The organism is Acetatifactor muris (genome assembly GCF_024623325.1).
Taxonomy (GTDB): domain Bacteria; phylum Bacillota; class Clostridia; order Lachnospirales; family Lachnospiraceae; genus Acetatifactor; species Acetatifactor muris.
Map to the genome: position 1 here is coordinate 1 of NZ_JANJZD010000008.1, position 25,840 is coordinate 25,840.

21 protein-coding genes and 1 pseudogene are annotated in these 25,840 nt (G+C 47.0%); 4 read left to right on the plus strand and 18 right to left on the minus strand.

Annotated elements, in window-relative coordinates; translation table 11 throughout:
- The 13 genes and pseudogenes from NSB25_RS30020 to ileS form a co-directional block, all read right to left on the minus strand.
- A pseudogene (locus NSB25_RS30020) lies at positions 1-96 on the minus strand (maturase); the annotation flags it as partial.
- 704 nt (positions 97-800) lie between these two features.
- Positions 801-3,374, minus strand: a complete 2,574-nt coding sequence (locus tag NSB25_RS08945; RefSeq protein ID WP_103237446.1) for an FILTED domain-containing surface protein — start codon at positions 3,372-3,374, stop codon at positions 801-803.
- Positions 3,375-3,572: 198 nt separating this feature from the next.
- Positions 3,573-4,829 (minus strand): hypothetical protein, encoded by a 1,257-nt coding sequence (locus NSB25_RS08950; protein ID WP_103237447.1) that lies wholly within the window; start codon positions 4,827-4,829, stop codon positions 3,573-3,575.
- A gap of 318 nt (positions 4,830-5,147) precedes the next feature.
- Complete coding sequence (locus NSB25_RS08955; protein ID WP_103237449.1) at positions 5,148-5,639, minus strand: SseB family protein; 492 nt, start codon at positions 5,637-5,639, stop codon at positions 5,148-5,150.
- A gap of 289 nt (positions 5,640-5,928) precedes the next feature.
- On the minus strand, positions 5,929-6,729 hold the full coding sequence (locus NSB25_RS08960; protein ID WP_103237451.1) for a class I SAM-dependent methyltransferase: 801 nt from the start codon (positions 6,727-6,729) through the stop codon (positions 5,929-5,931).
- A 273-nt stretch (positions 6,730-7,002) separates the two neighbouring features.
- Positions 7,003-7,413 (minus strand): hypothetical protein, encoded by a 411-nt coding sequence (locus tag NSB25_RS08965; RefSeq protein WP_103237452.1) that lies wholly within the window; start codon positions 7,411-7,413, stop codon positions 7,003-7,005.
- A 9-nt stretch (positions 7,414-7,422) separates the two neighbouring features.
- A complete protein-coding gene (locus NSB25_RS08970; protein WP_103237453.1) occupies positions 7,423-8,514 on the minus strand; it encodes an AAA family ATPase in 1,092 nt (363 codons plus the stop codon).
- Positions 8,511-9,122 carry a hypothetical protein gene (locus NSB25_RS08975; protein WP_103237454.1) on the minus strand — a complete coding sequence of 204 codons (612 nt, stop codon included), beginning with the start codon at positions 9,120-9,122 and terminating at the stop codon, positions 8,511-8,513. Before NSB25_RS08975 ends, NSB25_RS08970 begins: the two co-directional genes overlap by 4 nt.
- A complete protein-coding gene (locus NSB25_RS08980; RefSeq protein ID WP_172454890.1) occupies positions 9,068-9,796 on the minus strand; it encodes a DUF262 domain-containing protein in 729 nt (242 codons plus the stop codon). The genes NSB25_RS08975 and NSB25_RS08980 overlap by 55 nt, the downstream gene beginning before the upstream one ends.
- A 239-nt stretch (positions 9,797-10,035) precedes the next feature.
- The gene (locus NSB25_RS08985; protein ID WP_172454891.1) at positions 10,036-12,345 is read right to left on the minus strand and encodes a hydratase; all 2,310 of its coding nucleotides are present in this window, start codon (positions 12,343-12,345) and stop codon (positions 10,036-10,038) included.
- Positions 12,346-12,378: 33 nt separating this feature from the next.
- On the minus strand, positions 12,379-13,365 hold the full coding sequence (locus NSB25_RS08990; protein WP_172454892.1) for a metallophosphoesterase family protein: 987 nt from the start codon (positions 13,363-13,365) through the stop codon (positions 12,379-12,381).
- A gap of 77 nt (positions 13,366-13,442) precedes the next feature.
- The gene (locus NSB25_RS08995) at positions 13,443-15,908 is read right to left on the minus strand and encodes a glycogen/starch/alpha-glucan phosphorylase (protein ID WP_257479245.1); all 2,466 of its coding nucleotides are present in this window, start codon (positions 15,906-15,908) and stop codon (positions 13,443-13,445) included.
- A 210-nt stretch (positions 15,909-16,118) separates the two neighbouring features.
- Entirely contained in the window at positions 16,119-19,295 is a 3,177-nt protein-coding gene (gene ileS / locus NSB25_RS09000; RefSeq protein WP_103237698.1) for an isoleucine--tRNA ligase, read from the minus strand.
- A 568-nt stretch (positions 19,296-19,863) separates the two neighbouring features.
- Between ileS and NSB25_RS09005 the strand changes: the two genes are divergently transcribed.
- The 3 genes from NSB25_RS09005 (at position 19,864) to NSB25_RS09015 (ending at position 20,868) form a co-directional block, all read left to right on the plus strand.
- Positions 19,864-20,091, plus strand: a complete 228-nt coding sequence (locus NSB25_RS09005; protein ID WP_103237457.1) for a hypothetical protein — start codon at positions 19,864-19,866, stop codon at positions 20,089-20,091.
- Positions 20,081-20,395, plus strand: coding sequence for a type II toxin-antitoxin system RelE/ParE family toxin (locus NSB25_RS09010; protein ID WP_103237458.1), 315 nt, complete (start codon positions 20,081-20,083; stop codon positions 20,393-20,395). The genes NSB25_RS09005 and NSB25_RS09010 overlap by 11 nt, the downstream gene beginning before the upstream one ends.
- A 218-nt stretch (positions 20,396-20,613) precedes the next feature.
- Complete coding sequence (locus NSB25_RS09015) at positions 20,614-20,868, plus strand: hypothetical protein (RefSeq protein WP_103237459.1); 255 nt, start codon at positions 20,614-20,616, stop codon at positions 20,866-20,868.
- A gap of 9 nt (positions 20,869-20,877) precedes the next feature.
- On the opposite strand, the gene NSB25_RS09020 is transcribed toward NSB25_RS09015, so the two are convergent.
- A complete protein-coding gene (locus NSB25_RS09020; protein ID WP_146039924.1) occupies positions 20,878-21,459 on the minus strand; it encodes a hypothetical protein in 582 nt (193 codons plus the stop codon).
- A 449-nt stretch (positions 21,460-21,908) separates the two neighbouring features.
- On the opposite strand from NSB25_RS09020, the gene NSB25_RS09025 reads away from it, so the two are divergent.
- The gene (locus NSB25_RS09025; RefSeq protein WP_103237461.1) at positions 21,909-22,613 is read left to right on the plus strand and encodes an Rpn family recombination-promoting nuclease/putative transposase; all 705 of its coding nucleotides are present in this window, start codon (positions 21,909-21,911) and stop codon (positions 22,611-22,613) included.
- 110 nt (positions 22,614-22,723) lie between these two features.
- Here NSB25_RS09025 and NSB25_RS09030 read toward each other — a convergent pair whose 3' ends face one another.
- Genes NSB25_RS09030 through NSB25_RS09045 form a run of 4 tightly spaced genes read right to left on the minus strand, consistent with a single transcriptional unit; the run spans position 22,724 to position 25,762 of the window.
- On the minus strand, positions 22,724-23,353 hold the full coding sequence (locus tag NSB25_RS09030) for a DUF2971 domain-containing protein (protein ID WP_103237462.1): 630 nt from the start codon (positions 23,351-23,353) through the stop codon (positions 22,724-22,726).
- The gene (locus tag NSB25_RS09035; RefSeq protein WP_242982223.1) at positions 23,353-24,150 is read right to left on the minus strand and encodes an ABC transporter permease; all 798 of its coding nucleotides are present in this window, start codon (positions 24,148-24,150) and stop codon (positions 23,353-23,355) included. Before NSB25_RS09035 ends, NSB25_RS09030 begins: the two co-directional genes overlap by 1 nt.
- A 5-nt stretch (positions 24,151-24,155) precedes the next feature.
- Positions 24,156-24,959: an ABC transporter permease gene (locus NSB25_RS09040; RefSeq protein WP_103237700.1), complete on the minus strand. Its 804-nt coding sequence runs from the start codon at positions 24,957-24,959 to the stop codon at positions 24,156-24,158.
- A gap of 14 nt (positions 24,960-24,973) precedes the next feature.
- Positions 24,974-25,762, minus strand: coding sequence for an ABC transporter ATP-binding protein (locus NSB25_RS09045; RefSeq protein WP_103237463.1), 789 nt, complete (start codon positions 25,760-25,762; stop codon positions 24,974-24,976).
- Positions 25,763-25,840: the final 78 nt, after the last annotated feature.

The following is a 25,840-nucleotide window of genomic DNA, read 5'->3' on the forward strand; positions in this document are numbered from 1 at the left end:
CACTCCTGCCGCTCCTTTGTTCCTTACGACTTGCAGATATGCCGCATTGAGATTATCTTTACTTAATATCTGCTCCATGAGACTACTTGTGTCCATGCGTTGTTTCCTTTCTTCCCCTTTTGCCTTTGCCTCCTTTGAAGTCATCGACAGGCGTTATGCTCCGGCTACGAAGTGGAACGTACTTCAACTGATTGATTGTTCAGCCCTTCGCTCCATTCCCATTACAGGAACTTCCCTGCTACTATGGCTTCTGCTGACTTCTCACAGTTCGTTGTTACTACGGCTAATGAGACCGCCTGTGAGACCTCCCCAGTTAAGGCGCAGTATCTTTCCCCTCACCTATCCGCCGCATTTACTGGTACTTCCGGCAACTTTTGGACTTCATCTTCTTTTGCAGACTTATCCGTATTTCCCAGCCTTTTATGCGGTTCCTGTCCGTCGGACCAAGGGTTTGCTTACAGCTTCTTTCAGATTCCATCTCGCGGTGGACACCCTTGCTGTTCAGCTATGTGTTTCCTCGTTGCCCAGGCACACTCGGGACTTTCACCCGTTAGATTACTGCCCATGCTGGGCAAACAAAAGCGAGGCTGACCAGTTGACGGCCGCCTCGCAGAATTCTTTCTTCGCCTGGTCATTTTTTATTTTACCGACGAGTCAGAACCGTCACTCGTCATCATTTGGCGAAGGAAAGTAGAAAATTCTATTTCTTCATTCTTTTTATCATACGGAAAACAGGCCAATTTATCAAGACCATACTCTAACTATTCTCATCTATTTCTGTATGTCTTTTTCATTTATTTTTATACTTTTTCTTCCTGCATTTCTTCTTTTTCCTCTCTTTTTTTGACAGCGAAAACAGCCAGTGTAATATTGATTACCATATATAAAAGCATTAATATAGTCCATCTGTCAATAAAGATCATGGGGTTGCGCATATTTTCTGTCAAAATGAATGTGATAACTGCCAATATCACAGGAAGAATACTCAGAATTCTTATCAAACCATGCCTTTTCAAATCATTTTCGTGCTCATCTGCTTCCTCTCCATTCTTTAACGCCTTCTCTTCATCCCCTTTTCCTTCCCTTGTAAAATAGGATATCAGCAAAGCCAGACTGATGATTGCAGTAAGAATCGTGAGAATCAGATTCAGCAAAGCCCATGCCGGAGAACCGCTTTCCCTGCCTGCCAGCGGAATGTTCCTGTCACCTATATCTGACGATTCAGACTCCTCTGCAGGGGCTGGCATGGATACAGGTTCTTCATACAATATCGCCGATTCCACAGGCTGCTTTTCTGCAGCGGGCATATCTGAAACCGTCGGTTCCACAGGCACAATCTGTGCCTTTACAGGCAGTATTGTTTCCGCAGGTGGTATAGTCCATACAGGTGTCAGCGGTATAGCTGACTGCCGTTCCGGTGTCGGTTCCGGCGTTGGCTCTGCTGTCGGCTTCGGCGTTGGCTCTGCTGTCGGCTTCGGCGTCGGTGTTGCTTCCGGCTCTGTCGTCGGCTCCGGCGTTGGCTCTGCTGTCGGCTCCGACGTCGGCTCTGCTGTCGGTTTCGGCGTCGGTTCTGCTGTCGGCTCCGGCGTCGGCTCTGCTGTCGGCTCCGGCGTCGGCTCTGCTGTCAGCTCCGGCGTTGGTGTTGCTTCCGGCTCTGTCGTCGGCTCCGGCGATGGCTCTGCTGTCGGCTCCGGCGTCGGTGTTGCTTCCGGCTCTGTCGTCGGCTCCGGCGTCGGCTCTGCTGTCGGCTCCGGCGTCGGTGTTGCTTCCGGCACAACAATTTCCTGCCATTGTGCCGTTACTATGATATTACCCTTTTCATCTGGTTCACCGATATCCCATCCGACAAAAGCAAATCCATCTCGTATTGGGTCCGCGGGATGTTTCTTCGGAATTTCTTCCCGCTCCAAATTCTCTTCTGTCTGATAAATCGTGTCATCATAACCACTTACCCAGATAACAGTACAATTTCTTTCATCCGGATGTTCCGTGTTATCTGGTTCAGGTGTCCTGTTTCCATCCTGTGAACCGCCTGCAGGTTCCAGCACAATAATTGTCTCACTGTCACTGGGCTTCTCACCCTCACAGTTCTCAAAATCTACCATTACTGTATTGGTAACCTCGTCTGCCTCAAAATCACGATCTATTCTTACAGTAAGCTTCAGTATGGCTTCACTGCCTGCCTCAATTTTACCTATCTGGTATACGCCATCTTTCGGTTCAATCTTTTCATTGTTCAGCTCCGCCATCATGAGAACCAGTCCCTTGGGCAGATAATCTGTCACTGTCACCTTCCTTGCGTCCAGTCTGCTTTTATTCGTTACTGTCACAGTATATACAACTGTCTCCCCTGCCTCCACGATCTTCCTCTGAGCTTCCTTGTTCACCGTCAGCTCCGGTACTGCCATCTCTGTGCCATCATCCATCGCAGTATGCCTCTCTACACCGTCACCTTCCCCTGAGACCACATTATACACTCGTTCCAGAACATTCTGTTTTGCCTTATCATAGTCATCCTTTGTCAGTATATGGCTGGCCTTCACTGTAATTGTCTCACGGGCAGGTACCTCGGCCACAAGCCTGCCCGTCCCTGTCCTTCCTTCATATTCCAGAATCACATCCTCCATGGCTGTGTCCGTCAATGTCACACGACATGCAGAATATCTGCTGATATTGCTGATTCTGATATCCCATGTGATAAGGTCACCTGCCTGTGCGGGCTTACTTGATGTCCCCAGCTTCGACGTGCGTACTTTCTCAAGTACAATCTCTTTACTGTCATCTTCTTTATAGGTATTTGTAACAGATCTCGTCACTCCCGATGCTATAGAGCCAACAGACAGTATAATAACATTTCCGTCCGCTTTCCCGGAAGAGGGCTCTGCAGAATAAATATAGCCGTCCACATCACAGTTCTCAGTAATTGTAATTCTGCTGCTCTCACCTTTATTGTAAAAATACGGTACTTTCCATGTCACAGTCCCTGTATTCACTTCCACCTTTTCTGCATTATCCAATGTCAGAGTCTCACAGGCGGCAAGCATTCCTTCTGTAGGAGAATCACATATAACTTCCCATTGAATGGAAAAATTCTGCGGAATTTCTTTCAGTCCCACAAATATTTTCTTAAACGTCATTTCTTTTGTTTCTACAATTCTTTTTTCACAGATGTCAGCATTTCCTGCTCCTGTACTATCCGGCTCAGTCTCCTCCGCTGTGCCCCCTTTCATCTCATATAAAACGGGCGAATTAATCTCCGTTTCATTCCAGTCCTCGGAGCGCTCCATGGAAAAAGCAGTTATTGAACTAAAACCAAACAGCAGAACAAGAAGCAGTGCAAAGACGCTCCTGCCCAAATTTTTTTTGAACTTCATATTTTCTTTCCTTCCTTTGATTTTTTATTCTGAGAAAGACTTTCTGACTTGAAAAAGAAAAATGCTCTGACTCAGCCGAATCGACTTAATCAGAGCATAACACAAAATTCTTTACTTGTCATTGGACGTTTAGTCCAAAATACACTGCTTTATAAATTATCAGATAACAGTTCAAACAGGACCTTAGCAAAATGTTATCTATGCCTGAGCATAATATTTCGCCACATCCACATGCTGTACAGTACCCACATTTCCGTTCTCATACAGAAATACTCCCGTATTCCGGATGGCCCCTCTGGTCTGACCCTCCTGTCCTTTCAGGGTGAAATCTGTGGCGGCATTCTGCAGGCAGATTGCACCTACTCCCTTGTCAGCCAGCCGATACAGCACATCGTTTCCATTTTCGTCCTTACACCATATTTTCAGCTTACTCCAGATAGCGTCATTTTCATCTATCCATCCATTCCCGTCCTCATCGTATGCCGCCAAATCCGCAAAGCCGTTTCCGCTGGAAGTGCCGAACAACTCGCTTCCATCATTGATCACTCCGTCTCCATTTTTGTCCAGAGCCAGATATCCGCTTCCTTTTCCCAATTGTGACACTTCATCCTTCTCGCCGTCTCCGTCAATATCAAAATAAAATGTCTGATCCGACAGTTCCGCCACATCTGTATCCAGATTAATCACCAGAGGGTCACACATGGTAAATGACATTAAATGCAAGTCCTCTTCGTAATACTGCTGAAAAGAACGGCTCATACCCACATTTACATTAAAATTGATTTCTCTGCCATCTGCTGTCCGCACAGTACCCACCGTGGAAAAATTCGTGGCTTCCGTCTCCGTCTGACTCACAGCCTTATTGTAGTTCAACACTTTCAGAGTCTGCGTACGTGTTCCCTTTTCCAGACTCCCGGAACCGTTCTGATAAAACTGTCCGTTGGAATTGTTGACATATTCCTGCCCATTGTTCTGCCAATCTCTGGATATCTGGCTGTCGACTGTCTGAATACCATTATTCTGCATCCACTGGTTCAGCCGATTCCTTCTGGCAGAGAACAGCAAATCAAATATATAACGTATAGTTGTCTGTCGAATACTGGCCAGTGTTTGACTGGCCGGCGTTCTCACCGACACACTGGAACCTGTCTGCAGACGATTCTGCCAATCCTGAAGAGATGCCGCTGACTGCTGTACATTTTCCTTCGCTTCCTCTGCGTTGTTACCCGCGCCTTCTCCGGGTGTGTTGATGCCTTCCTTCTTTCCGGCATCTGAACCTGTATTTCCTGCACTTCCCGTATTTTCACCTACTGCGGTATGCAGCGCACCATTTCCATCCGTCAGCTCCTGGTGATAGTTCAATATTGCAAAACGTCTGAATATAGTGGTAGTCGACCGATAGCTTCTGGCAGACTCCATTCCCACTGTACTGGAATCGATCTTCAATTTTTTCACCCCTCAATGTCCACCCATTCTGCCTCGCCTGCATTTCCGTTCCTCCCTGACACGGTTTTGCCGCTTTTCAGAACTTTTTATGGTTTTCCTTCCTGGTCCCGCTGCCAGCTTCTTTGTCCAATCCCTGTACCCAAAGCAGACACCGCATCTGCGGCATAAAAAAATGGCACTCAGGCAGGAAACTCCTTTTCCTGCATAAATACCATCCGTGGTGTCCATATATGTTATACTCGGCGCAGTCGGCCTAACTGCTTCCCTGTACTTACTATATCGACACAAAAAATTCTTTCTTTAGAAGCTATTGGCAATAACTTCCTATTACTTTCTTTTTTCCGCCATCTGTTTTGCCTGAGCCGCCTTTGCGGACATAATTCCCGCCAGCATCTCTCTGGGGACAATCAGATTGGATCCGGCAGGATTAATCACAACTCCCAGCGCCGGGCAAATGTTCCCCTTTGCATCTCTGCGCAGTACCATGGCGGCATATTCCTCCAGCTTCAGCGCAAACACAGGAAACTTCTTATTCTTCTCCTGCCACTTTTCATACTCGGCCCTGTCTGTAAAAGCCATGAAAAATCTGGCCCCATCCGGCGTATTCAGCATGGGAAACTGGACTTTGCTGCCCGGCGCAACCACCGGCTTGCCTTCTGCATTCTCCTCAGGCGCCGGTTCCACAATAGCCGGTGACAGTAAGTCTGCTTTCAGCAGTTCACCCACAAACATATTGCGGTGTTCCGGTGTATCCTCTGCTTTCATCAGTTCAATCGAACCCACCAGCATTGGGTTTGATACAGATTTATTGAATTCCATAATTTCTCCTTTTCCTTATGAGTAAAATTTGTTAAATATATATCCTTCGTTGTTACCGGGCTTGCATTCTGCGCATGCAGAATCATTATACCATGTGCGCAGAAAATCAAGCGGCTCCGAAGGAGACATTTGATTTTCAAGCCATGGGGAGCCGGTATAATGCGCCACGCAGTGGCGGCAAGTCAGCTTATGCTGGCTTGAATTCTGCGAATGCAGAATCATTATACCATGTGTCTCCGTTTTCGGCTACAAAAAAATAAATCACCAGCAGTTACTGCGGAAGCGCCTTTCATTCCTTTTCTCCCACAAACAGTAAATGGTTCGTCATACCAAGCAGCTCCGGCTTTTCACAGATATAAAAGTGATAACGGAGATACTGTGCGTAATCCTCGTCGCTCATTTCATTGATCCTGGTCGCCAAAAGCTCGCTTGCACCGTCAGATGCGACTTCGTATAATACGTTGATACCACCGTCGGCAAGGAGCTTTCTTGCAGCATCAACCGTATGGAACACAAAGGGAAAGTCGTTGAGCCTGAATGTTTCCTTATCGTAGTCACCCTTTGAAAAGTAATTCCCATTGTATACAAGCTCAGTAAGAAAAACAAAGTCGTTGGAAATAAAAGCAAAGAAAATCTTGCCGCCGTCTTTGCAGACTCGTTTTGCTTCACTGATACATTTCTGCTTGTCCGCATCACTTTTCAAATGATAAAGCGGGCCGAAGAGAAGCACAATGTCAAAGGTCTTATCCGCATAACGTGTCAGCTCAAGCGCGTTGCCCTGAACAAGGTCGATCTTATCTTCGGGTTTAAGCTTTTTTCTGAAGGCGGCAATATTGGCGTCAGCAAGCTCAAGCGCCGATACTTCATATCCCCTGCGGGCAAAATAGATGCTATATTCGCCTGCGCCTGCGCCGATATCGAGTATCTTATCGCCCTCTTTCAGGTATTTATCTATGTAATGAACGGTAGTCAGAAATTCAACCCTTGCGGCTTTCGAATGATTGAGCCTGCTGTCTTCGTTGAAGATATCGTATGTTCTGTTCACACGTTCACTTTCGTTTTCTATTTTTGCGAGTTTGTTAAAGTCCATTTCTCTCCTTTCCTGTATATTTATTCTGATTCATATCATACCCTTCCAACTATGTAGGATAGGACAGGTTTTTTAGTTTTTTGCCCACATAACAAATTAATATAATGTTCTCTTCATATTCCGGAACGAAAAAGGATGCGGAAAAAATTCTCCACGCCTTAGCCAAAGTTCTTCATAAGTCTGAACCTGAAATAAATCTTCCCTTTTTAATATACATTCTATGGCATGCTTTTTTAACTGGTTTTTCTCATATATATTAACCACGCTTACATGCTACTCATCTTCATACAAAGAAGTGAGAATACCGTCTATAGATTCCTGCTCCCATTTCTCGTCCAATCCTATACTCAGCATAACAGAATCATTTAAATATGCCTCAGTTCCACCTTTCAGGCTTTCCCCGTCCACGCTGACCTCATACTCATCTTCCGGATGATAAGTGATACGTTTTCCCCAAAAGCTGAGATACAGTCTCTGGTATTCCCTGTCTGCAGTCGCCAGCCACTTTTCCAGGGGATATTTGTCTGACCTCAAATACAATATTTCGTCGTCGGGAACAGATACCTCTTTAGCTGGATATTTCCTTTTCAAAGTACTATAGATATCTAAAAAATTCCTTATTTTACAGTCAATCTTATGCGGGTCCTCCTGCCCGGCCTTCCAAGATTTTTCATTTAAATACATTTTTCCCCCTTATACCAATTCGTATAACGCCTTATCCCATTCATCGAAGAAGCCAGCCGGCCAACGGTCCAGCCGGCCATCCTGCAAAATTTCAGGATGAATACATTTATGACGGTAGCCGTCCGCAAAATCCTTATAAAAAAAGGAAAGTATTGTTTCTTCTTTGGATAACACCCGATTTTTAACTGCCAGACGTACCCCATTTAAAATGTGGTCACTGTGTGTCTCGGCAATTACCTGCACACCTCCCATCCCCACACGGGCAATCAATTCTCCCAATGCTCTCTGCCCTGCAGGATGTATGTGTGCCTCAGGATTCTCGATAATGATAATATCACCTTTCTTTGCTGAAACAAGCGCAATCATCAGAGGAAGTACATAAGTGATACCAAATCCTACATTTATACTCTTATATGACTTTGTCTTCTCCCGTCCTTCCACGAATTCATAGCGCACTTCTGACTTTCTTAACTGCATATTTACAGCCACCTGCGGGGAAATACCAGGAGAAATTCTGTCCATCCAGACTTTTGTCTGATTCCCCAGTGAATTCCCCATTTTATCAGGCAGAACCACATTCTCATTTTCCACGGCATCATCCCAATGATAATTGAGATACTGTAAAGCATATTCCCCGTCGTTCCCAAACTCTTTGCTGTTTATTTCCTCTTCATTTCTGATTCGATATAAATCCTGTGGCGGAATACGATATGCCGATAAATAGCTGAAATATTTTCCAAAGAGTTCCGAATCTATATTTTTCTCATTTCTATTTATAACAGGAAGGAAATCCGAATCCGGCAAATATTGAAACGTCCATGAATGCTCTCCTTTGCCATCTCCATAGCCTAATTCAATCATTTCTTCTTCTGCTCTCTCATACAAAACATCCTGACCACTTCCCAGTAAAACATAATCCCCATTCAGATGTAATCCTTTTATACCGTCATTTTTTAATGCAGATTGTCTTAGCAATAACAGGCTTTGAATCATAGTTGATTTCCCCATACTGTTAATTCCCGATAGAATATTAACAGACTTTAGAGGGAGCTCAAAGTTCTCAAAACATTTAAAGTTTTTCACTGTTACTTTATTTATCATACAAACTCCTTCAACATATTTCGCGCCATATCAATTCTCCGGTTTGTGGAGTGTTGATCACCGGCTTTAATCGCTGTGATGAATCCTCGGTCCTGTTGCATATCACAGAATTTCATTAAAAATTCTTTCCTTTTACAGACAATTTTATCCAGCTGTTCTTCCGTCAGTTCTGAAAAGCATACCGACCACATCTCAAATATTGCTTTGTTAATCGGTCCTCTTCGCCAGTTTTCATTATAGGATTTTGATAATAGAATCTGCTCTTTGATTCTATTATATTTTCGAAAGGCAAATTTCCCGAAAATTTCAGCGCAGTACCCCATAACTGTCTGAAATTTGTCCTCAATCCTCCTGATATCGCTTTCCCTGTAATTATTGACCAGTTTCATCGCCTTTATCAGATAATGATCAATATTTCCTTCAAATTCCTTCGTATAGTCAAGCTCCGTAAACGCCAGAAATCTGGTGACATATTCTCTGTCCAGCATTCTGTCAGGTCGAATTGCATTCTGGGTGGCCCTGAGAAAAATTTCACTTTTCGCAAGTCTCTCAATCAATTCTGTGACCTTGCCCTGATAAAGAGCCTGCCGGATTTCCTGGTCTTCCAATACAATGCCACCCGTATGTCCGGCGTACCTTTTTCTACTGTATAAGCTATGACAGAGGTTTCTTTTATCCTCCTGATGTATTGTCTGGGAAGTTCGTCAAAGTTAAGTCCGTTAAAATCCTTTAAATACTGTAAGCCTGTAAACTGCTGCTTTTCCCGTCGATTGTTCCTGTCGGCTCCTACCAGAAAATTCTTAAAAGCAGTCAGCCTCTGCAGTCCGTCAATCACAATCCATTCCGCCTCATTGGCAGCATTGAAATAAAAGGCCGGAATCGGTATTTTCAGCATAAGAGACTCAATCAGGCGGCTCTGCTGTTCCGACGACCATAAATTCCCATTCCGCTGAAAATCAGGATTCAAATCTATTTCTTCATTTTCCAGTCTTTCCATAAGGTTATAAACATTAACAGTTCGCTGCCCTATGTTCACTTCCGCCGGTATGAAGGTTTCAGGATTGGTTTCTTCCGCCGGATATCCTTCATCCTCTTCAGGCATAATGGTGATTTTCCTTTTTCCCAGCTCTTCTATCGCCGTTAAAATGTCCTGCTCTGAAATATCTTTTTTGTCCTTCAAAATATCCATTGCCACATTATAACTGACACAGTTGTCGTTATTCTGCGCAAATTTCACGATTTCCATTATTTTTTCTTCCAGGACAGCTTTCATTTCCATCATCTCCATTTTCCTGATATTACTTCTAAAATTATAACATCTATTTTACCAGCATACAATTACGATTTACAGGTTTTATTGGTTTTCGATCCATTTTTCCTTCAATGTACACCTTTCCTTTTATTTCTATATAAAAGGTCTCAAAAGGAAAACAGAGCAAAAATCGTTCTGCTCTGTTACCCTTCTTATCGCAGTTATTCTCTTTTTCGTCTGCATTTAATCAATTATTCATCTTTCATTTCCTACACCCGATTATAATTAATCAGGCAGCCTTCCAGTATGATCTGTCTCTCCTCGTCCGTCAGCTCGCCCAGCCGCAGTTCAAAGGTCTTCAGCTCGTCCTTCCCCACCACACAGGCGGTGATTGTGTCTGCTTTCTCCTCCACCGCCCTGCGGATATCCGGAAGAAAGAGATAATCCAGATTCCGGAACGGCAGTTCTCCCTCCTTGATCAGGAAGGGCAGCATACCCCAGTTGATCAGGTTGGAGCGATAGCGCTTGGTGGCGTATTCATTGGCGATATTCGCCCAGCCGCCCAGCACCTTCTGGCAGGAAGCCGCCTGCTCTCTGGCGGAACCGTCCCCAGGCTTTACAGCGAAAATCGTGGAGCCAAATCCGGTATTGGAATGGTTGGCTTCCGGATACTGCTTTTTAATGACTCCCATAAGCTCCTTCAACACAGGAAGTACCTGGCAGGGATGCTCTCCCCCCATGCGGGCCTTCTCCGCCTTCTGGATTTCCTTTGCTCTGCCCACATATTCCGGATCCTTGCGGCTCAAGGTAAATTCTGCCAGCCCCAGAGGATTGGAGCGGTAGGAAGAAGTCTCTCCGGAAGGAATCAGTTCGTCTGTGGTGGTAACCGGATCATGGATTTCGCTGACCACCTGCAGAAGCAGATTCTCCGGAAGTGCTCCCATCTCCGGCCAGTCCTTGATATTGGGCCCCAGCTGAATTTCCGCATCCGGGTCTGCTTTTCCTTTGGAATCGAACACTCTGTTGGCATATATTTTGCTGTCAAAGTGGTACTTATATTTTCCGATTTCTCCATCGAATTCCGTGGCCGGCGTCAGAATCCCCCGATTGGCCGCAGTTGCCGCAATGGAACGGGCATCCATCAGGGCCACAGAAGAGATCTGGCCGTTCTGGAGCTTGCTGCCCTCACGGTTGGGGAAATTTCTGGTGGAATGGCGGATACTGAAAGCGTTGTTGGCCGGTGTGTCCCCGGCGCCAAAGCAGGGACCGCAGAATGCTGTCTTCATGACCGCGCCGGTCTCCATCAGCGCTGCCGCACAGCCATTTTTCACCAACTCCATATACACGGGCATGGACGCCGGATACACGCTTAGCGTAAAGCTGTCCGAACCGATGGATTTTCCCTTCAGAATATCGGCGGCTGCGCAGATATTTTCGAAGCCTCCGCCTGCACATCCCGCAATAATGCCCTGATCAACCACGAACTTTCCATTTTTTACCTTGTCTTTCAGGTGAAGCTCCAGAGGAGAACCGTCTATGGTCTTCGCATCGCCCAGGCTTACTTTTGCCCGCTTCTCCGTCTCATCCAGAATCTCCAGAAGGTTGGCGTTCAGCTCCTCTATAGTATAGGTGTTGCTGGGGTGGAAAGGCATGGCAATCATTGGCCGCACCTTAGACAGATTCACCTTTACCACACCGTCATAATAAGTCACATCTCCGGGCACCAGTTCCCTGTAGTCTTCCTTACGTCCATGAATCTCATAGAATTCCTCGATCTCCCTGTCTGTCTCCCAGACAGAGGACAGGCAGGTGGTCTCTGTGGTCATCACATCGATGCCGATGCGGAAGTCAGCGCTCAGGGAAGCCACGCCGGGGCCCACGAATTCCATCACCTTGTTTTTCACATATCCGTTTTTGAACACGGCGCCGATAATGGCAAGGGCCACATCCTGGGGGCCCACACCGCTTACTGGAGCTCCCTCCAGGTATACACAGACTACTTCCGGTCTGTTGATATCGTATGTCTGATTTAAAAGCTGCTTCACCAGCTCCGGTCCGCCCTCTCCCACTGCCATGGTACCCAGCGCCCCGTAACGGGTATGGGAGTCGGAACCCAGAATCATCTGTCCGCCTCCGGAAAGCATTTCTCTGGCATACTGGTGGATTACCGCCTGATGAGGAGGCACGTATATGCCGCCGTATTTCTTTGCACAGGACAGCCCGAACATATGGTCATCCTCGTTGATAGTACCGCCCACCGCACAGAGAGAATTGTGGCAGTTGGTGAGCACATAGGGCATGGGAAACTTCTGCAGCCCCGACGCCCTGGCGGTCTGTATGATACCCACAAAAGTTATGTCATGACTGGTCAGCTTATCAAATCTGATCTTCAGTTTCTCCATATTGCCGGATGTATTATGACTTTCCAGAATACGATAACTGATTGTCTGTTTTACTGCCTCTTCTTTCGTTGTATTCCGTCCGGTTCTGCTGCAGACGGCCTGCTGCGCCTCCGGCCCGTCGGCGATGAGTTCCCTGCCATTGACCAGGTATGCACCGCTTTGTAATAATTCTATCATATGGAAATCCTCCTATTCCTGTTCCGCTGCCCTCTAATTTTCTGTGCCGGTGATGTGAATCAACACCGCATTTCCCTGATATCCGGCAGCGCCCACCACCTGGGGCACATTTTTTTCTCCTTCTATCACATCTCTGTCATAAAAATGGACATGACCCGCAAGTACAAGTTCCACCGGACTGTCTGCCGCGGTTGTCAGCGAGATAAATTTCTCCGATTCCTCATTTGGATAGATTCCTCCGAAATTGCCGGCGCCGATGACCACGGGACTGTTCCAGGCCTCCACCGCCTTACTCAGAGCAGATTGTGTCATAAAAGGCACATGGGCCATGACAATCACCGGACGATTGTCCATGAGCGCTTCCCGGTACCTGTCAAGCGCCTGTGCATCCACCTGATTGGTACTGTCATCTATGCCCAGAATCACTAGCCCCCCCAAATTCAGTCTCTGAAACGCCGTGTTCCCCTGCATGAAGGGTTCCAGAAGCGGCAGATACCTCTCTCTGCCCATGTCGGTCATATACTCCCAGGGATAAGTCCAGTCATGGTTGCCGTTGATATACAGATAAGGCATGTCCAGCGCTTCCAGCTGTTCCTTCAGCCACTGCAGATTGGCCTCCGACGGACTGTCTATAATATCTCCGCCAAGCAGCACCGCGTCCACTTTCTTCTCATTGGCATATTGTATCCATTCGGGAAACTGTTCTTCCGCGGGGACACCTTCCGCATTTACAAACATGGGATAACGGCTTTCCTGATCCTCTGCCTCCTGTGCGGAGACTTCGCTGTCTTTGATTACCACATGGGTGTCTGTGAGAAACAGCAATGTGTATTCCCCTTCCAGACCTTCCACCTGCACTGTCTCCTGCGCAATATTCTTCTCCCAGTTTTTCCTGCTGTTTTGTCCAAATCCCACACTGCAGCCTGTGCCCACAACCATCAGCACTGCGATTATTGTCATAAGGGCGTGCCATTTTGCACGCCCCCGTGAACTCTTTTTCTTTTTATTATGAAACTTCATACTTTCTCCTGGTCCGGCCATCATCTGATCTCCGACTCCGTCCTTTGCCCCGGCGCTGTCCAAAGCTCACACGCTCTTCAGCCATTCTGCTGCAGCGTCACCTTATCCAGATGCCAGATTTCATCCACATACTGCTGAATGGTCCGGTCGGAAGTAAACTTGCCGGAGCAGGCCACATTCAGAATAGCACTCTTTGCCCAGCCGCTTCTGTCTCTGTAAGCCGCCTCCACTTTCTTCTGCGCTTCCGCATAAGATTTGAAGTCCTTCAGGATAAAATAGGTATCCGCCCGGTTGGTGGACAGTGTGTTCAGCAGCGAATTATACAGCGGGCGGAACAGCTCCTTATCCGCGCTGTAGGTGCCGTCAATCAGCTGATTTACCACTTTGCGGATGTCCGCATCCGTGTTGAAAATCTGCATGGGATCATAGCCGCCGTTATTTTCAAAATGAATTACTTCATTGGAAGAAAGGCCAAAGATAAAGGCATTCTCTCTTCCCACCTCCTCCACGATTTCCACGTTGGCACCGTCCAGCGTTCCCAGCGTAATAGCCCCATTGAGCATAAATTTCATATTGCCCGTGCCGGAAGCCTCCTTGCTTGCCGTGGAAATCTGCTCGGATACATCTGCCGCTGCAAAAATAATCTCCGCGTTGGACACATTGTAATTCTCGATAAATACTACCTTAATCTTCCCCTTGATGGAAGCATCATTATTCACCACGTCCGCCACCGTATTGATCAGCTTGATAGTCAGCTTCGCGTTGCGATAGCCGGCCGCCGCCTTTGCGCCAAAGATAAAGGTTCTGGGGAAGAATTCCATATCCGGATGCGCCTTCAGTTCATTGTACAGGTGCATTACATGAAGGATATTCATCAGCTGTCTCTTATACTCATGGAGACGTTTTACCTGCACATCAAAGATGGAATTGGGATCCACTTCAATGTCATTGTGCTCCTTAATATATTTTGCCAGACGAAGCTTATTCTGGTACTTGATTTCCATGAATTCCTTCTGCGCTTCCGCATCGTCAGCCAGCTTCTTCAATCCACTGATCTGAGGCAGATCTGTGATCCAGCTGTCGCCCACCTTTTCCGTAACCCACTGCGCCAGCAGCGGATTGCCATGCAGAAGAAAACGTCTCTGGGTAATGCCGTTGGTCTTGTTGTTAAACCGCTCAGGGAACATCTCATAAAAGTCCCGAAGCTCCTCGCTCTTTAAGATCTCCGTGTGCAGCCTTGCCACACCATTCACGGAATAGCCTGCCACAATCGCCATATGAGCCATCTTCACCTGTCCGTCATACAGGATTGCCATCTTGCGGATTTTCTCCTGCACATTTACATTATAGACATGCGCGTATTTCTCCTCGATCTGCTGCACAAATCTGCGGTTGATTTCCTCCACAATCTGATAAATTCTGGGAAGCAGCCGGGAAAACAGGTCGATAGGCCATTTCTCCAGCGCCTCCGCCATGATAGTGTGGTTGGTGTAGGCACAGGTCCTGGTGGTAATATCCCACGCCTCGTCCCATCCCAGATTATACTCATCCAGCAGAATGCGCATCAGCTCCGGAATTGCCACCGTAGGATGGGTGTCGTTCAGCTGAAAAGTCACCTTCTCCGGAAAACGGTGAATATCATCATGCTTTCTCATATACTTCTCCACTGCTTCCTGAACGGAGGCGGAGATAAAGAAATACTGCTGCTTCAGGCGCAGCTCCTTGCCCGCATAATGATTGTCGTTCGGATACAGCACATCCACCAGATTTCTGGCCAGATTCTCCTGCTCCACAGCCTTGCTGTAGTCGCCTTTGTCAAAAGAGTCAAGCTGGAAACCGCCCATGGATTCCGCATCCCAGATACGCAGGGTATTTACGATACCGTTTCCATATCCCACAATGGGCAGGTCATAGGGAATGGCTCTCACCGCCTGATACCCTTCCTGTACAAAATGGTTCCTGCCGTTCTCGTCACAGCGGACAGACACATGGCCGCCGAACTTTACCACTTTCGCATACTCCGGCCTGCGCAGCTCAAAAGGATTCCCCTCCGCCAGCCAGTTATCCGGCACTTCCACCTGAAAGCCGTCACGAATCTCCTGCTTGAACATGCCATAGCGATAGCGGATTCCGCAGCCATAAGCGGGATACCCCAAAGTGGCAAGGGAATCCAGGAAACAGGCCGCCAGTCTTCCCAGGCCGCCGTTGCCCAGAGCGGCATCCGGCTCCTGGTCCTCAATCACATTGATATCCAGTCCCAGCTCTTCCAGAACCTCTTTCGCCCCCTGATAGGCCTCCAGATTGATCATATTGTTGCCCAGAGCACGCCCCATCAGGAATTCCATGGACATATAGTAGACCATTTTCGGGTCTTCCTTCTCATAGGCCTTCTGGGTATTCATCCAGTTGCCGATCACTCTGTCCTTAATGGAATAGGATGCGGCCTGAAAAATCTGCTGCGGAGTAGCCTCCTCCAGATTTTTGCGGTACATATTCATTACATTATAGAGGATACTCCTCTTGAAAAGTTCTTTATCAAACACAGGCTTCTCCTCCGCTTTCTCTGCAGGGGTGCTTTCGGTATTTACCGCATCCTCTTCACAGGCAGCGCAGATATTGCTTTCCCTTTCGGCTGAATCTGTCACATTCTTATTTTCCACAACTTTTCTCCTTTCGTCGTTTTATAGAAGCATCTTTTTCATTATACCAAAATTTGCCTGACATTCCAACTGCTTTTTACTATTATCCAAATCCTATTCTGTTTTCTCAATGGCAATGGTCACCTTTTCCCCGTTCACATTCTCCCATTCCTTCGCCACGGCAAAATCCACACCGGCTGTCATCTCTTCCGCCAGCACCTTGCCGGAAATGGTCTCCCTGTTGCGGGCGGCAATCTCAGCCAGCTTCTCATTCCCGTTCACGGACACTCTGATGTGATCCATCACTTCGAAGCCGGCCTCCTTGCGCATGGTCTGAATCTTGCTGATCAGCTCATACACAAAGCCTTCCTCCACCAGTCCTTCCGTCAGGTTGGTGTCCAGGACCACCGTCATTTTCCCGTCCTCCTGAGACACATAGCCTTCTTTCTGTGTCATGTCAATGAGCAGATCCTCCTTTGTCAGCTCCACTTCCGTGTCATTCACCACAAAGCGCAGCTTTCCTTCCTGGTTCAGCCGGTCCATAGCGGCATTGCCGTCCAGAGATGCCAGCTGCTTCTGAATCCCGCCCAGCTGCTTACCGTATTTCGGTCCCACTGTGCGCAGCTGCGGCTTGAAGGTATAGGTAGTGTAATCCCTTACATCCTCTGTGTACACAACCTCCTTCACATTCAGCTCGTCCTCAATGATTTCTGTATAGAAGCTGTCCAGAGCCTCTGTCTGTCCGCCTTCCCCCGCCATTTTGACATACATCCTGCTGACAGGCTGACGGTTCTTGATGCTGACGGCATTCCGGCAGGCACGGCCCAGAACAACAGCCTCCAGCACTTCTTCCATATCGGCCTCCAGCTTTCTGTCAATGAAAGCTTCCTCCACAGCAGGGAAATCGCACAGATGGATGCTTTCCGGCGCCTGCGCGTCTGCGGAACACACCAGATTCCGATAGATTTCCTCCGTCATAAAGGGAATCATGGGTGCCGCCGCCTTGCAGACAGTCACCAGCGCCGTGTGCAGAGTCATGTAGGCATTAATTTTATCCTGCTCCATCCCCTTGGCCCAGAAACGCTCACGGCTCCGGCGCACATACCAGTTGCTCATCTCCTCCACAAAATCCTGCAGCGCTTTCGCAGCCTCGGTGATTCTGTATTTATCCAGATTGCGGTCCACCTCTCCCACGGTGCTGTTCAGTCTGGAGAGAAGCCATTTATCCATGACAGGCAGTTTATCATATTCCAACGTATATTTTGAAGCATCAAAGCCATCAATATTGGCATACAGCACGAAGAAGGTATAAGTATTCCACAGTTTATCCAGGAACTTATGCTGTCCTTCCAGCACTGTTTTGCCGGAAAACCGCTTTGGCAGCCAGGGCGCCGCGCTGGTATAGAAATACCACCTGATGGCATCCGCTCCGTAAGTCTCCAGCGCCTCGAAGGGATCTACCACATTGCCCTTTGACTTACTCATCTTCTGGCCGTTTTCATCTCCCACCAGTCCCAGCACAATGACATTCTCATAAGGCGCTTTATTGAACAGCAAAGTAGATTCCGCCAGCAGAGAGTAGAACCATCCCCGGGTCTGATCCACTGCCTCGGAGATGAAATTCGCCGGAAACTGCTGCTCAAACAGCTCCTTATTTTCAAAAGGATAATGATGCTGTGCAAAGGGCATGGCCCCGGAGTCAAACCAGCAGTCGATTACTTCCGGCACCCGCTTCATACTCTTCCCGCACTTCGGACAGGGGAAAGTCACTTCATCAATATACGGTCTGTGCAGTTCCACCTTTCCCGCCTCCTGGTCTCCGCACAGACGGCTGAGCTCTTCCCGACTTCCCACACACTCCATATGTCCGCACTCACACTCCCAGATATTCAGTGGCGTGCCCCAGTAGCGATTCCTGGAAATCCCCCAGTCCTGGATATTCTCCAGCCAGTTGCCGAAACGCCCCTCGCCAATGGTGGGAGGAATCCAGTTGATGGTCTTGTTGTTGCGCACCAGGTCATTCTTCACCGCCGTCATCCTGATGAACCAGGACTCTCTGGCATAATAAATCAGAGGCGTATCGCAGCGCCAGCAGAAGGGATAATCATGCTCAAATTTCGGCGCGGAGAACAGCTTTCCTTCCTTATCCAGATCTTTTAAAATATCCGGGTCGGCATCCTTCACGAACTTCCCTTCATAGGGCGTCTCCGCCGTCATATGTCCTTTCCCGTCCACAAACTGTACCAGCGGCAGATCGTACTTTCTGCCCACATTGGCATCGTCCTCACCGAAAGCAGGGGCAATGTGTACGATACCAGTACCGTCTGACATGGTGACATAATTGTCACAGGTCACATAATGAGCTTTTTTGCCCTGGCGGGAGGCCTCCTCTCCGGCGCAGGCAAACAGCGGCTCATACTCCCTGTACTCCAAATCCCTTCCCTTATAAGTCTCCAGTACCTGGTAAGCCGCTTTTCCCTCTTCCGCCAGACCGCCAAGCACCGTATCAAGCAGGTCCTGTGCCATATAATAGGTGTAGCCGTCCGCCGCCTTCACCTTCACATAGGTCTCCTCCGGGTTCACACACAGCGCCACATTGGAAGGCAATGTCCAGGGGGTGGTGGTCCAGGCCAGGAAATAAGCGTCCTCACCCACACATTTGAATCTTGCCACCGCGGAACGCTCCTTTACCGCCTTGTACCCCTGGGCCACCTCATGGCTGGAAAGCGGCGTCCCGCATCGGGGACAGTAGGGCACAATCTTAAAGCCCTTGTACAAAAGCCCCTTGTCCCAGATGGTTTTCAGCGCCCACCACTCGGATTCGATAAAATTATCGTCATATGTTACATAGGGATGGTCCATATCTGCCCAGAATCCCACAGCACCGGAGAAGTCCTCCCACATCCCTTTATATTTCCAGACACTCTCCTTACATTTGTCAATAAAAGGCGCCAGACCGTACTCCTCAATCTGCTCCTTGCCGTCCAGTCCCAGAAGCTTTTCCACTTCCAGCTCCACAGGCAGACCATGGGTATCCCAGCCCGCCTTCCTGGGCACCATATATCCCTTCATTGTGCGGTATCTGGGAATCATGTCCTTGATGGTACGGGTCTCCACATGTCCGATATGAGGCTTGCCGTTTGCCGTAGGCGGGCCATCATAAAAGGTATACACCGGTCCTTGCTTCCGGCTTTCCATACTTTTCCTGAAAATATCATTCTCTCTCCAGAACCGTTCCACCGCTTTCTCACGGTCCACCAGACTTACATTTGCAGAAATCTGCTGATACATATCCTGTTTCCTTCCTTTCTCCTTTTCCTGTAAAACTTTATCCGTTTCCTTCACGCTTTTCAGGGACAGACAGTTCAGCCCTTTCCCGCTCTGCTTCTGTGAAAAAAGCTCCGTCCGTAAAAGGACGAAGCTTATGCTTACGTTTCACCACCTGTTACACCGTACGTTTCCGCATAAAACTTTTCTATATGGAAGTAATACGTTTTCCCGTAACGGAGGAATATCGTTCAGGGCTACCGGACGGACGAATCCCGCCTTTTGTCCTGACTGCTCGGAAGTGATTTTCACTGTCTGTCTACTCGCACCGGTCTTCCACCCCCGCCGGCTCGCTGCTGCTTTCTTCGGACAGCTACTCTCTTCGTCATGGCATTTACTGTCTGTGATTTTGATTCTTATGCTATGCATTATAGCCTGTTGCTTTTTCGTTTGTCAAGACTATTATAGACTTTTGATCATAGAAAAATCACTTTGCAAATAAGCTCTTTCGGGGTATAATAAACTTAAACCAATCAACTTGATTTAAAATGGAAATATGGCAAGCTTCCATCTGAAGCAGGGAGGGATCGCAATGAGCACATTGGACACTACTATCTCTATGATTCAGAAATGTACGGAAGATGAATTGCAGGTCGTCCAGCAAGTAATTCGGCAGTTTTTTCTGAATAGAGGGCCGCACACCACAACAAAAAACCAATTTCTTGAGGAACTACAAATTTCCCGGGGGCAGCACCAAAGCTGCCAGAGCCAGGAGGCCGGTGAAGCATTGGCGGAACTGAGGGCAAAATATGGACTATAAGGTAATATTGTCAGATCTTGCCAAGCGGCAGCTCGATGACATTCTTTTTTATATTTATGCAACGCTGGACAACGAAGTTGCTGCCGCCCGCATTTTAGAGGACGCAGAGTATACCATACAGAAGCTTGCTCAGATTGGCGGTTCCTTAAAAATATGCGAAGAGCCGGAGCTTGCCGAATATGGTTACCGGAAAATGCATTTTTTATCGCATCGCTACCTTATGCTGTATACCATAAACGGTACCTGCATCCATGTGGATAGAATCTACCATGCACTTGAGGATTATAAAAATCTGCCGGATTAGTCGCCATACCACTAAAAAAGTATGTGTCAGCGCATTTCTTGACAGCCCCGTCCCCTACTTGCAGATTTCAGATTCGCATGTAAGATTTTTCTTAATCTTCCCATGATATATTCGTACAACAAAGAGGTAACGAAAGGAACAATAGAAAAATTATCCCTATACAAAAAAACGCCTCTCTTTCATGCAATCATGGCATTTTCCTTGAATACATTTATTGCATGCATCTGGCTAAAAAGCTCCTGTATGCCATGACGGACGGCAGCACTGCATACTGTGTTGTGGGCATCGAGAACCAGGCGGAAATCCATTATGCGCTTCCGGTCAAAAATGGCGTTTATGATTTCCTCCAGTTATCTCACCAGGTCAGCGAGGCGGCCAGCGCCCATAGGCAGGCCATGAAAGAGCTGAAATCAGAATCCGGAGAGGCTCCGCAAGAAAAAGAAGAACCAACAGACGGTGTGCAGCTGAAGTAATAAATGTTGTTACGGGATCCAAGTTGAAATATCCTGAAGGGAAAGGAGATGTGAATATGTCGAAATCTTCAAATCCTTTATCTCATCACGGTATTGGGATTGTATTCGATACTGCTTCAGCATGGATCCCATCCCTCCCCAGGAAAAGCCTGTATAGTTCATTTCATTCTCCGCAAATTCTTCCTCATAGTCTGCTGCCGTCTGTTCTGCCGTCCCCACAATATCTGCAACCTCCGGAACTGCCCTCCCTCCATCGGATACAGACGAAATACTGACCATTGCGGGATCCACATCCTCAAAACTATCCGTGCTTTCTCCCGGCCCGCTCGTCCCGTTCTCCTGGACAGCAGCTTCCACTGCCAGGCCAATCTCTGAACCACCAACGGCGGTATTGCTGTCGGTATTTTGATAATCATCTATCGACACCTGTTCCCCGGAAAATGAATTGTCCGAAGCCTGAGGCGCAAGTTCCTCTGCATCTCCCAGCCGGAATTCTTTTCTGCTGAACCCGGCATTTTTAAGACCTGCCAGAATACTGTCTATGGTCTCCCGAAAATCGCGAGAGCAGGTAAACACATAAGAAGAATTCAAAAGTGTCCCCGCATGTCTTTTCGTGTATGGCTGCCTGAGTATCCGTCCCCAGATTGTGTACTGCACAATGTGGTTTTTTTGCAAGGAATGCCGTAAATTCGGAATTTTCGGCTTGCTTTGGAGTTCAAAATTCATGGGGATAGGGGCAAATAGTTCAACTATAATTCAACTCGTTTACTGCAATCTGGCTAAAAGTACGGATGAAAACCAGAAGATACCAAAAGTTCAACACACTTGAATCCAACATGGAACGGAAATAAAAAGGCATCCTAAAATAGCAAAAAACACTTTTCAAACACGTCTTTTCGGACTATAATACTCATATAACTTGGTATATACTTTACATTTCCATGGCATTCCCTTTCATATCATGGTATTAGAAATAACACTCCACCGTAGGTGAGCAGAAAACAAGACATAAATGATGAAAAGAGAAAGGAACCAGCAATATTGCTGTTTGCGAGGAGATTTTGCAAATCATTCTCCAAAAACCAAAGCTTAAGGTAATAGATGCACAGACACAACGTTTTCTTCGCAATATTGGAGCGCACTCGGTAATCCTTGACTTGCTTTGCGAAGATGAGGATGGAGCACGAATTAATGTTGAAATGCAGAAAACCGATGATGATGACCATGTAAAACGTGTCCGTTTTAACAGTTCCAACATCGACACCACTTTTACGGAAAAAGGATTAGACTATAAGGATTTTCCAGATATTTATGTAATTTTTATTTCCAAGTTTGATATGTTCCTGGAAGGCAAGACTATTTACCATGCTGGGATATTTCTGCGGGAGACAGGGACAATTATCAATGACGGTATCCATAGGATATTTGTAAACTGTGCTGTGGATGACGGATCAGATATTGCAGAGCTGATGCAGTACTTTAAAAACAGTACCGGCAAAAACAACAAATTTCCCAAATTATCAGACCGAGTATCTTATTTCAAAGAATCCAAAGAAGGAGCTGACGCTATGACACAAGTTGTTGAAGAATACGCAAACAAAAAGGTTCTTGAGCGAGACAAAGAAACAGCCAAATTATTTTTACAAAACGGAGCATCTGTCGAACTGGTTAAGAAATCCATTCCAACCCTTTCTGTAGAATTCATTGAAAAACTAAATCTACAGCTTACAACCGTAGAACAATAACAAGAAAATCTGCAATTAGAAACGGCGCGATCAAAATCACGCCGTTTCTAAATTATAACAACAATACATAATATTAGTCTATTAGCATAAAACGTTATCCAAATGACCTACTAACATATTTGCGGATACAATTTATATGCAGATTGATCCTTTCTAATCTGCATTTTATAAACAGGAATGTTTTTCTCCACAGCTATATGTCGAAGTATCTTTTCATGTATTGGGCTTATTTTACGTCCAAGATATACTGCTGCTGGTTTTTTCCTTGCCCATGAGAATTCCTGTTGGTTAAATTCGGCAGAATTGCATGAGCATGTCAGCCGCCATTCACGCTCATGCCCCCATTCGCTGGCTTTATGCAGCAATATTTTTGTAGGCATAAACAAATCAGGACACGGAACCATATTTTGTAAACTTTTATACAGCGAAAGCGCATTTCTGTCCAATAGCATCTTTTGAATAATATTTTGCTGGAAATGCCATATGGCATATTGGGTTGCATCAAAACAAACATCATCATATATTACCCGTGCTAATAAACAACTTTTATTTGAAGGACAAAGATTCCTTGTCATGCATGAATTACACATTGTGTAACCATTACCCCGAAAATCATAAGCCAAGGCAAAGCCGCAACTGGAATCAGCATAATACCCCAGATTGTATCCTGCACAAATCAGATATTTTGCGTAAAATATCCAAACTCTGACAAGAGGGAATCCATATAAAATTCTAAGCATCACGACCCGCTGGATTTATAATGCCGTACGCCAAATTTCCACAGTCCCAGCGCCGGCAGCAGAAACCAGCAGGCAAGCAGAGGCAGAAAAATGAATATCTTCTCCGTCCGGCGGCCCAACACATACAGAAGGGGATAATATTGCACCAGCGCATAGGGAATGATGAAAGTCGTAAAAAGCAACATCCTGCGGCCATAGATACCGATGGGATATTTCCCGTATTCCCTTGCGCCATCCGTAAATATATTCATGAATTCCAACCCGTCCAGCGTAAAGAAACACAATGCGGCATAAATAATGAATAATCCGGTAAAAACTGCGGTTCCTCCCACCAGCATAAAGAGAATTGTCAGCACTTTGGAAAAGTCCCAGGCAACTTCACTTTTCAAAATTCCATACACAAACATCACAATCGCCTGTGTCATCTTACCGATTCGGGTCAGTTCAAACTTGCTCCCCAGCACCTGGAGAATCTCATTCCGGGGCCTCACCAGTACCCGGTCAAACTCTCCCTTTCGCACCATGCCGGAGAAAGCGTCAAAGCCTCTGGCAAACATTTCCGCGAGAGAGAACTCCAGAAGCATGACCGAAAAACACAGCAGCACCTGGCTGTAGGTAAAGCCTTCCACACTGGGAAATCTCTGAAACATGAAAAAGATTCCCAGGAAAGTAGTAAAGGAAATCAGAAACTGTCCCACCACAGTGAGCAGAAAGGAAGTCTTGTACTGCATCACACATCTGACATTCATAGTTACATAATGCATATACAGTCGAACAGATTTGTACATTTTCCTCATCACCCTCAACCTCCCTGTACCGTTATCCGCTTCTCCGCCATCCGACACAGCAGCTTTCCCGCCGCTGTGACCACCACCAGCCAGAATACCTGCAGAATCACCGCCCTTCGCATCTCATCTCCGCTCAGACTCCCGCTGTAGAGGCGCAGCGCCACATTCTGCATGGCGGCAAAGGGCAGCAGCTCCATAATCTGCCGCACCTTATCCGGAAAAAAGGGCAGAGGAATAATCGCTCCCGAGAAAAATTCCATGATGGACATAAAAAAGATCCGAAGTCCCTGTGGTGATATGGTAAAAAAGGCAAGCATATAAATCAGCATGTTAATAGACACCGTCACTGCCAGTCCCAGCAGCAGGGTAATCACAAACAGCACAAAATACCCCGGACCGACAGGCGGATTCATCCCATAGGGTGCGGGCGTCAATGCGGCAACCAGCAGAACAGGAAAGCAGCGCAGCACCGCTCTCGACAAACGGTTCGCCGTACTTCTGGAATACCACATATTGTATATATTGACCGGCCTGCATAATTCATAGGCAATGTTTCCATCCACGATGGAATCGAAAATTTCATTTTCCATCATCCATACCGCAGTCAATGCCAGGAATGCCTGCTGCAGCCATACATAGGAGACAGCAGCTGAAAAATTCATGGGAAACGCCGACGCATCTGTCTGGTAAAACGCATGAAATACCATGATTTGCATAAAGCCCCACGCGAACTGTGTCGCAATCCCCGCCAGCGCGGCCACCCTGTACTGCAGGCCCATGGCGAACCGCAGACGAAAGAAGGAGAAATATTTTTTCATACCGTCCCCCTTTCTCATATATCCAAAGAGCGGTACAGTTCCGCCACAGTCTCATCAATACTGTCACCGCCCATTTTGATATCATCCAGGGTGCCGTCCATCAGTATTTTCCCTTTGCCAATCAGGAGAATCCGACTTGCCAGAGCTTCAATGTCCTGCATATCATGGGTGGTGAGAATTACCGTGGTTTTGTGAGTTCTGTTCTGCCTCAGAATAAAATCCCGGACAGCCAGCTTCGATACGGCATCCAGACCGATGGTAGGCTCGTCCAGGAACAGAATACGTGGCCGGTGCAGCAGAGAAGCGGCAATCTCACAGCGCATCCTCTGTCCCAGAGACAGCTGCCTTGCCGGAGAACGCAACAGCTCTCCCAAATTCAGCAATTCCGTCAGCTCTTCCAGACTCTGTTCATATGAAAATTGGGGAATCGAATAGATATCCTTCAACAGTTCAAAGGAATCTATGACAGGAACATCCCACCACAGCTGGGAGCGCTGGCCAAACACAACGCCAATCTCCCTCACATGCTGAATTCTGTTCTTATAAGGAATTCTTCCGTCCACAAAGACGTTTCCGCTGTCAGGTGTCAATATTCCGCTCAGAATTTTGATTGTGGAGCTTTTTCCTGCTCCGTTCGGGCCGATGTAGCCCACCATTTCGCCGTCTCCAATGGAAAAGCTCACATCGTCAAGTGCCTGAATCACTTCGTATTTCCGGTGAAAAAATGCTTTGCAGGCTTCACCGAATCCTGCGTTTCTCTTTGCAATCCTGTACGATTTGCATACATGTTCCATCGTAATCATTCCTGCTTCCTCCTGGTAGTTATACTGTGCAATGGTATCATAGCATCATATCTTGCCAAGTCGGTCTGGTTCCGCTGG

Coding starts and splice junctions, on each gene's coding strand:
- NSB25_RS08960 (WP_103237451.1), bottom strand. CDS start 6,729: ATGGACTTTAACAAACTCGCAAAAATAGAAAACGAAAGTGAACGTGTG.
- NSB25_RS09010 (WP_103237458.1), top strand. CDS start 20,081: ATGGACTATAAGGTAATATTGTCAGATCTTGCCAAGCGGCAGCTCGAT.
- NSB25_RS08945 (WP_103237446.1), bottom strand. CDS start 3,374: ATGAAGTTCAAAAAAAATTTGGGCAGGAGCGTCTTTGCACTGCTTCTT.
- NSB25_RS09035 (WP_242982223.1), bottom strand. CDS start 24,150: ATGAGGAAAATGTACAAATCTGTTCGACTGTATATGCATTATGTAACT.
- NSB25_RS08980 (WP_172454890.1), bottom strand. CDS start 9,796: ATGATGGAAATGAAAGCTGTCCTGGAAGAAAAAATAATGGAAATCGTG.
- NSB25_RS09030 (WP_103237462.1), bottom strand. CDS start 23,353: ATGCTTAGAATTTTATATGGATTCCCTCTTGTCAGAGTTTGGATATTT.
- NSB25_RS09015 (WP_103237459.1), top strand. CDS start 20,614: ATGCATCTGGCTAAAAAGCTCCTGTATGCCATGACGGACGGCAGCACT.
- NSB25_RS08970 (WP_103237453.1), bottom strand. CDS start 8,514: ATGATAAATAAAGTAACAGTGAAAAACTTTAAATGTTTTGAGAACTTT.
- NSB25_RS08965 (WP_103237452.1), bottom strand. CDS start 7,413: ATGTATTTAAATGAAAAATCTTGGAAGGCCGGGCAGGAGGACCCGCAT.
- NSB25_RS09005 (WP_103237457.1), top strand. CDS start 19,864: ATGAGCACATTGGACACTACTATCTCTATGATTCAGAAATGTACGGAA.
- NSB25_RS08985 (WP_172454891.1), bottom strand. CDS start 12,345: ATGATAGAATTATTACAAAGCGGTGCATACCTGGTCAATGGCAGGGAA.
- NSB25_RS08990 (WP_172454892.1), bottom strand. CDS start 13,365: ATGAAGTTTCATAATAAAAAGAAAAAGAGTTCACGGGGGCGTGCAAAA.
- NSB25_RS09045 (WP_103237463.1), bottom strand. CDS start 25,762: ATGATTACGATGGAACATGTATGCAAATCGTACAGGATTGCAAAGAGA.
- NSB25_RS08955 (WP_103237449.1), bottom strand. CDS start 5,639: ATGGAATTCAATAAATCTGTATCAAACCCAATGCTGGTGGGTTCGATT.
- NSB25_RS09040 (WP_103237700.1), bottom strand. CDS start 24,959: ATGAAAAAATATTTCTCCTTCTTTCGTCTGCGGTTCGCCATGGGCCTG.
- ileS (WP_103237698.1), bottom strand. CDS start 19,295: ATGTATCAGCAGATTTCTGCAAATGTAAGTCTGGTGGACCGTGAGAAA.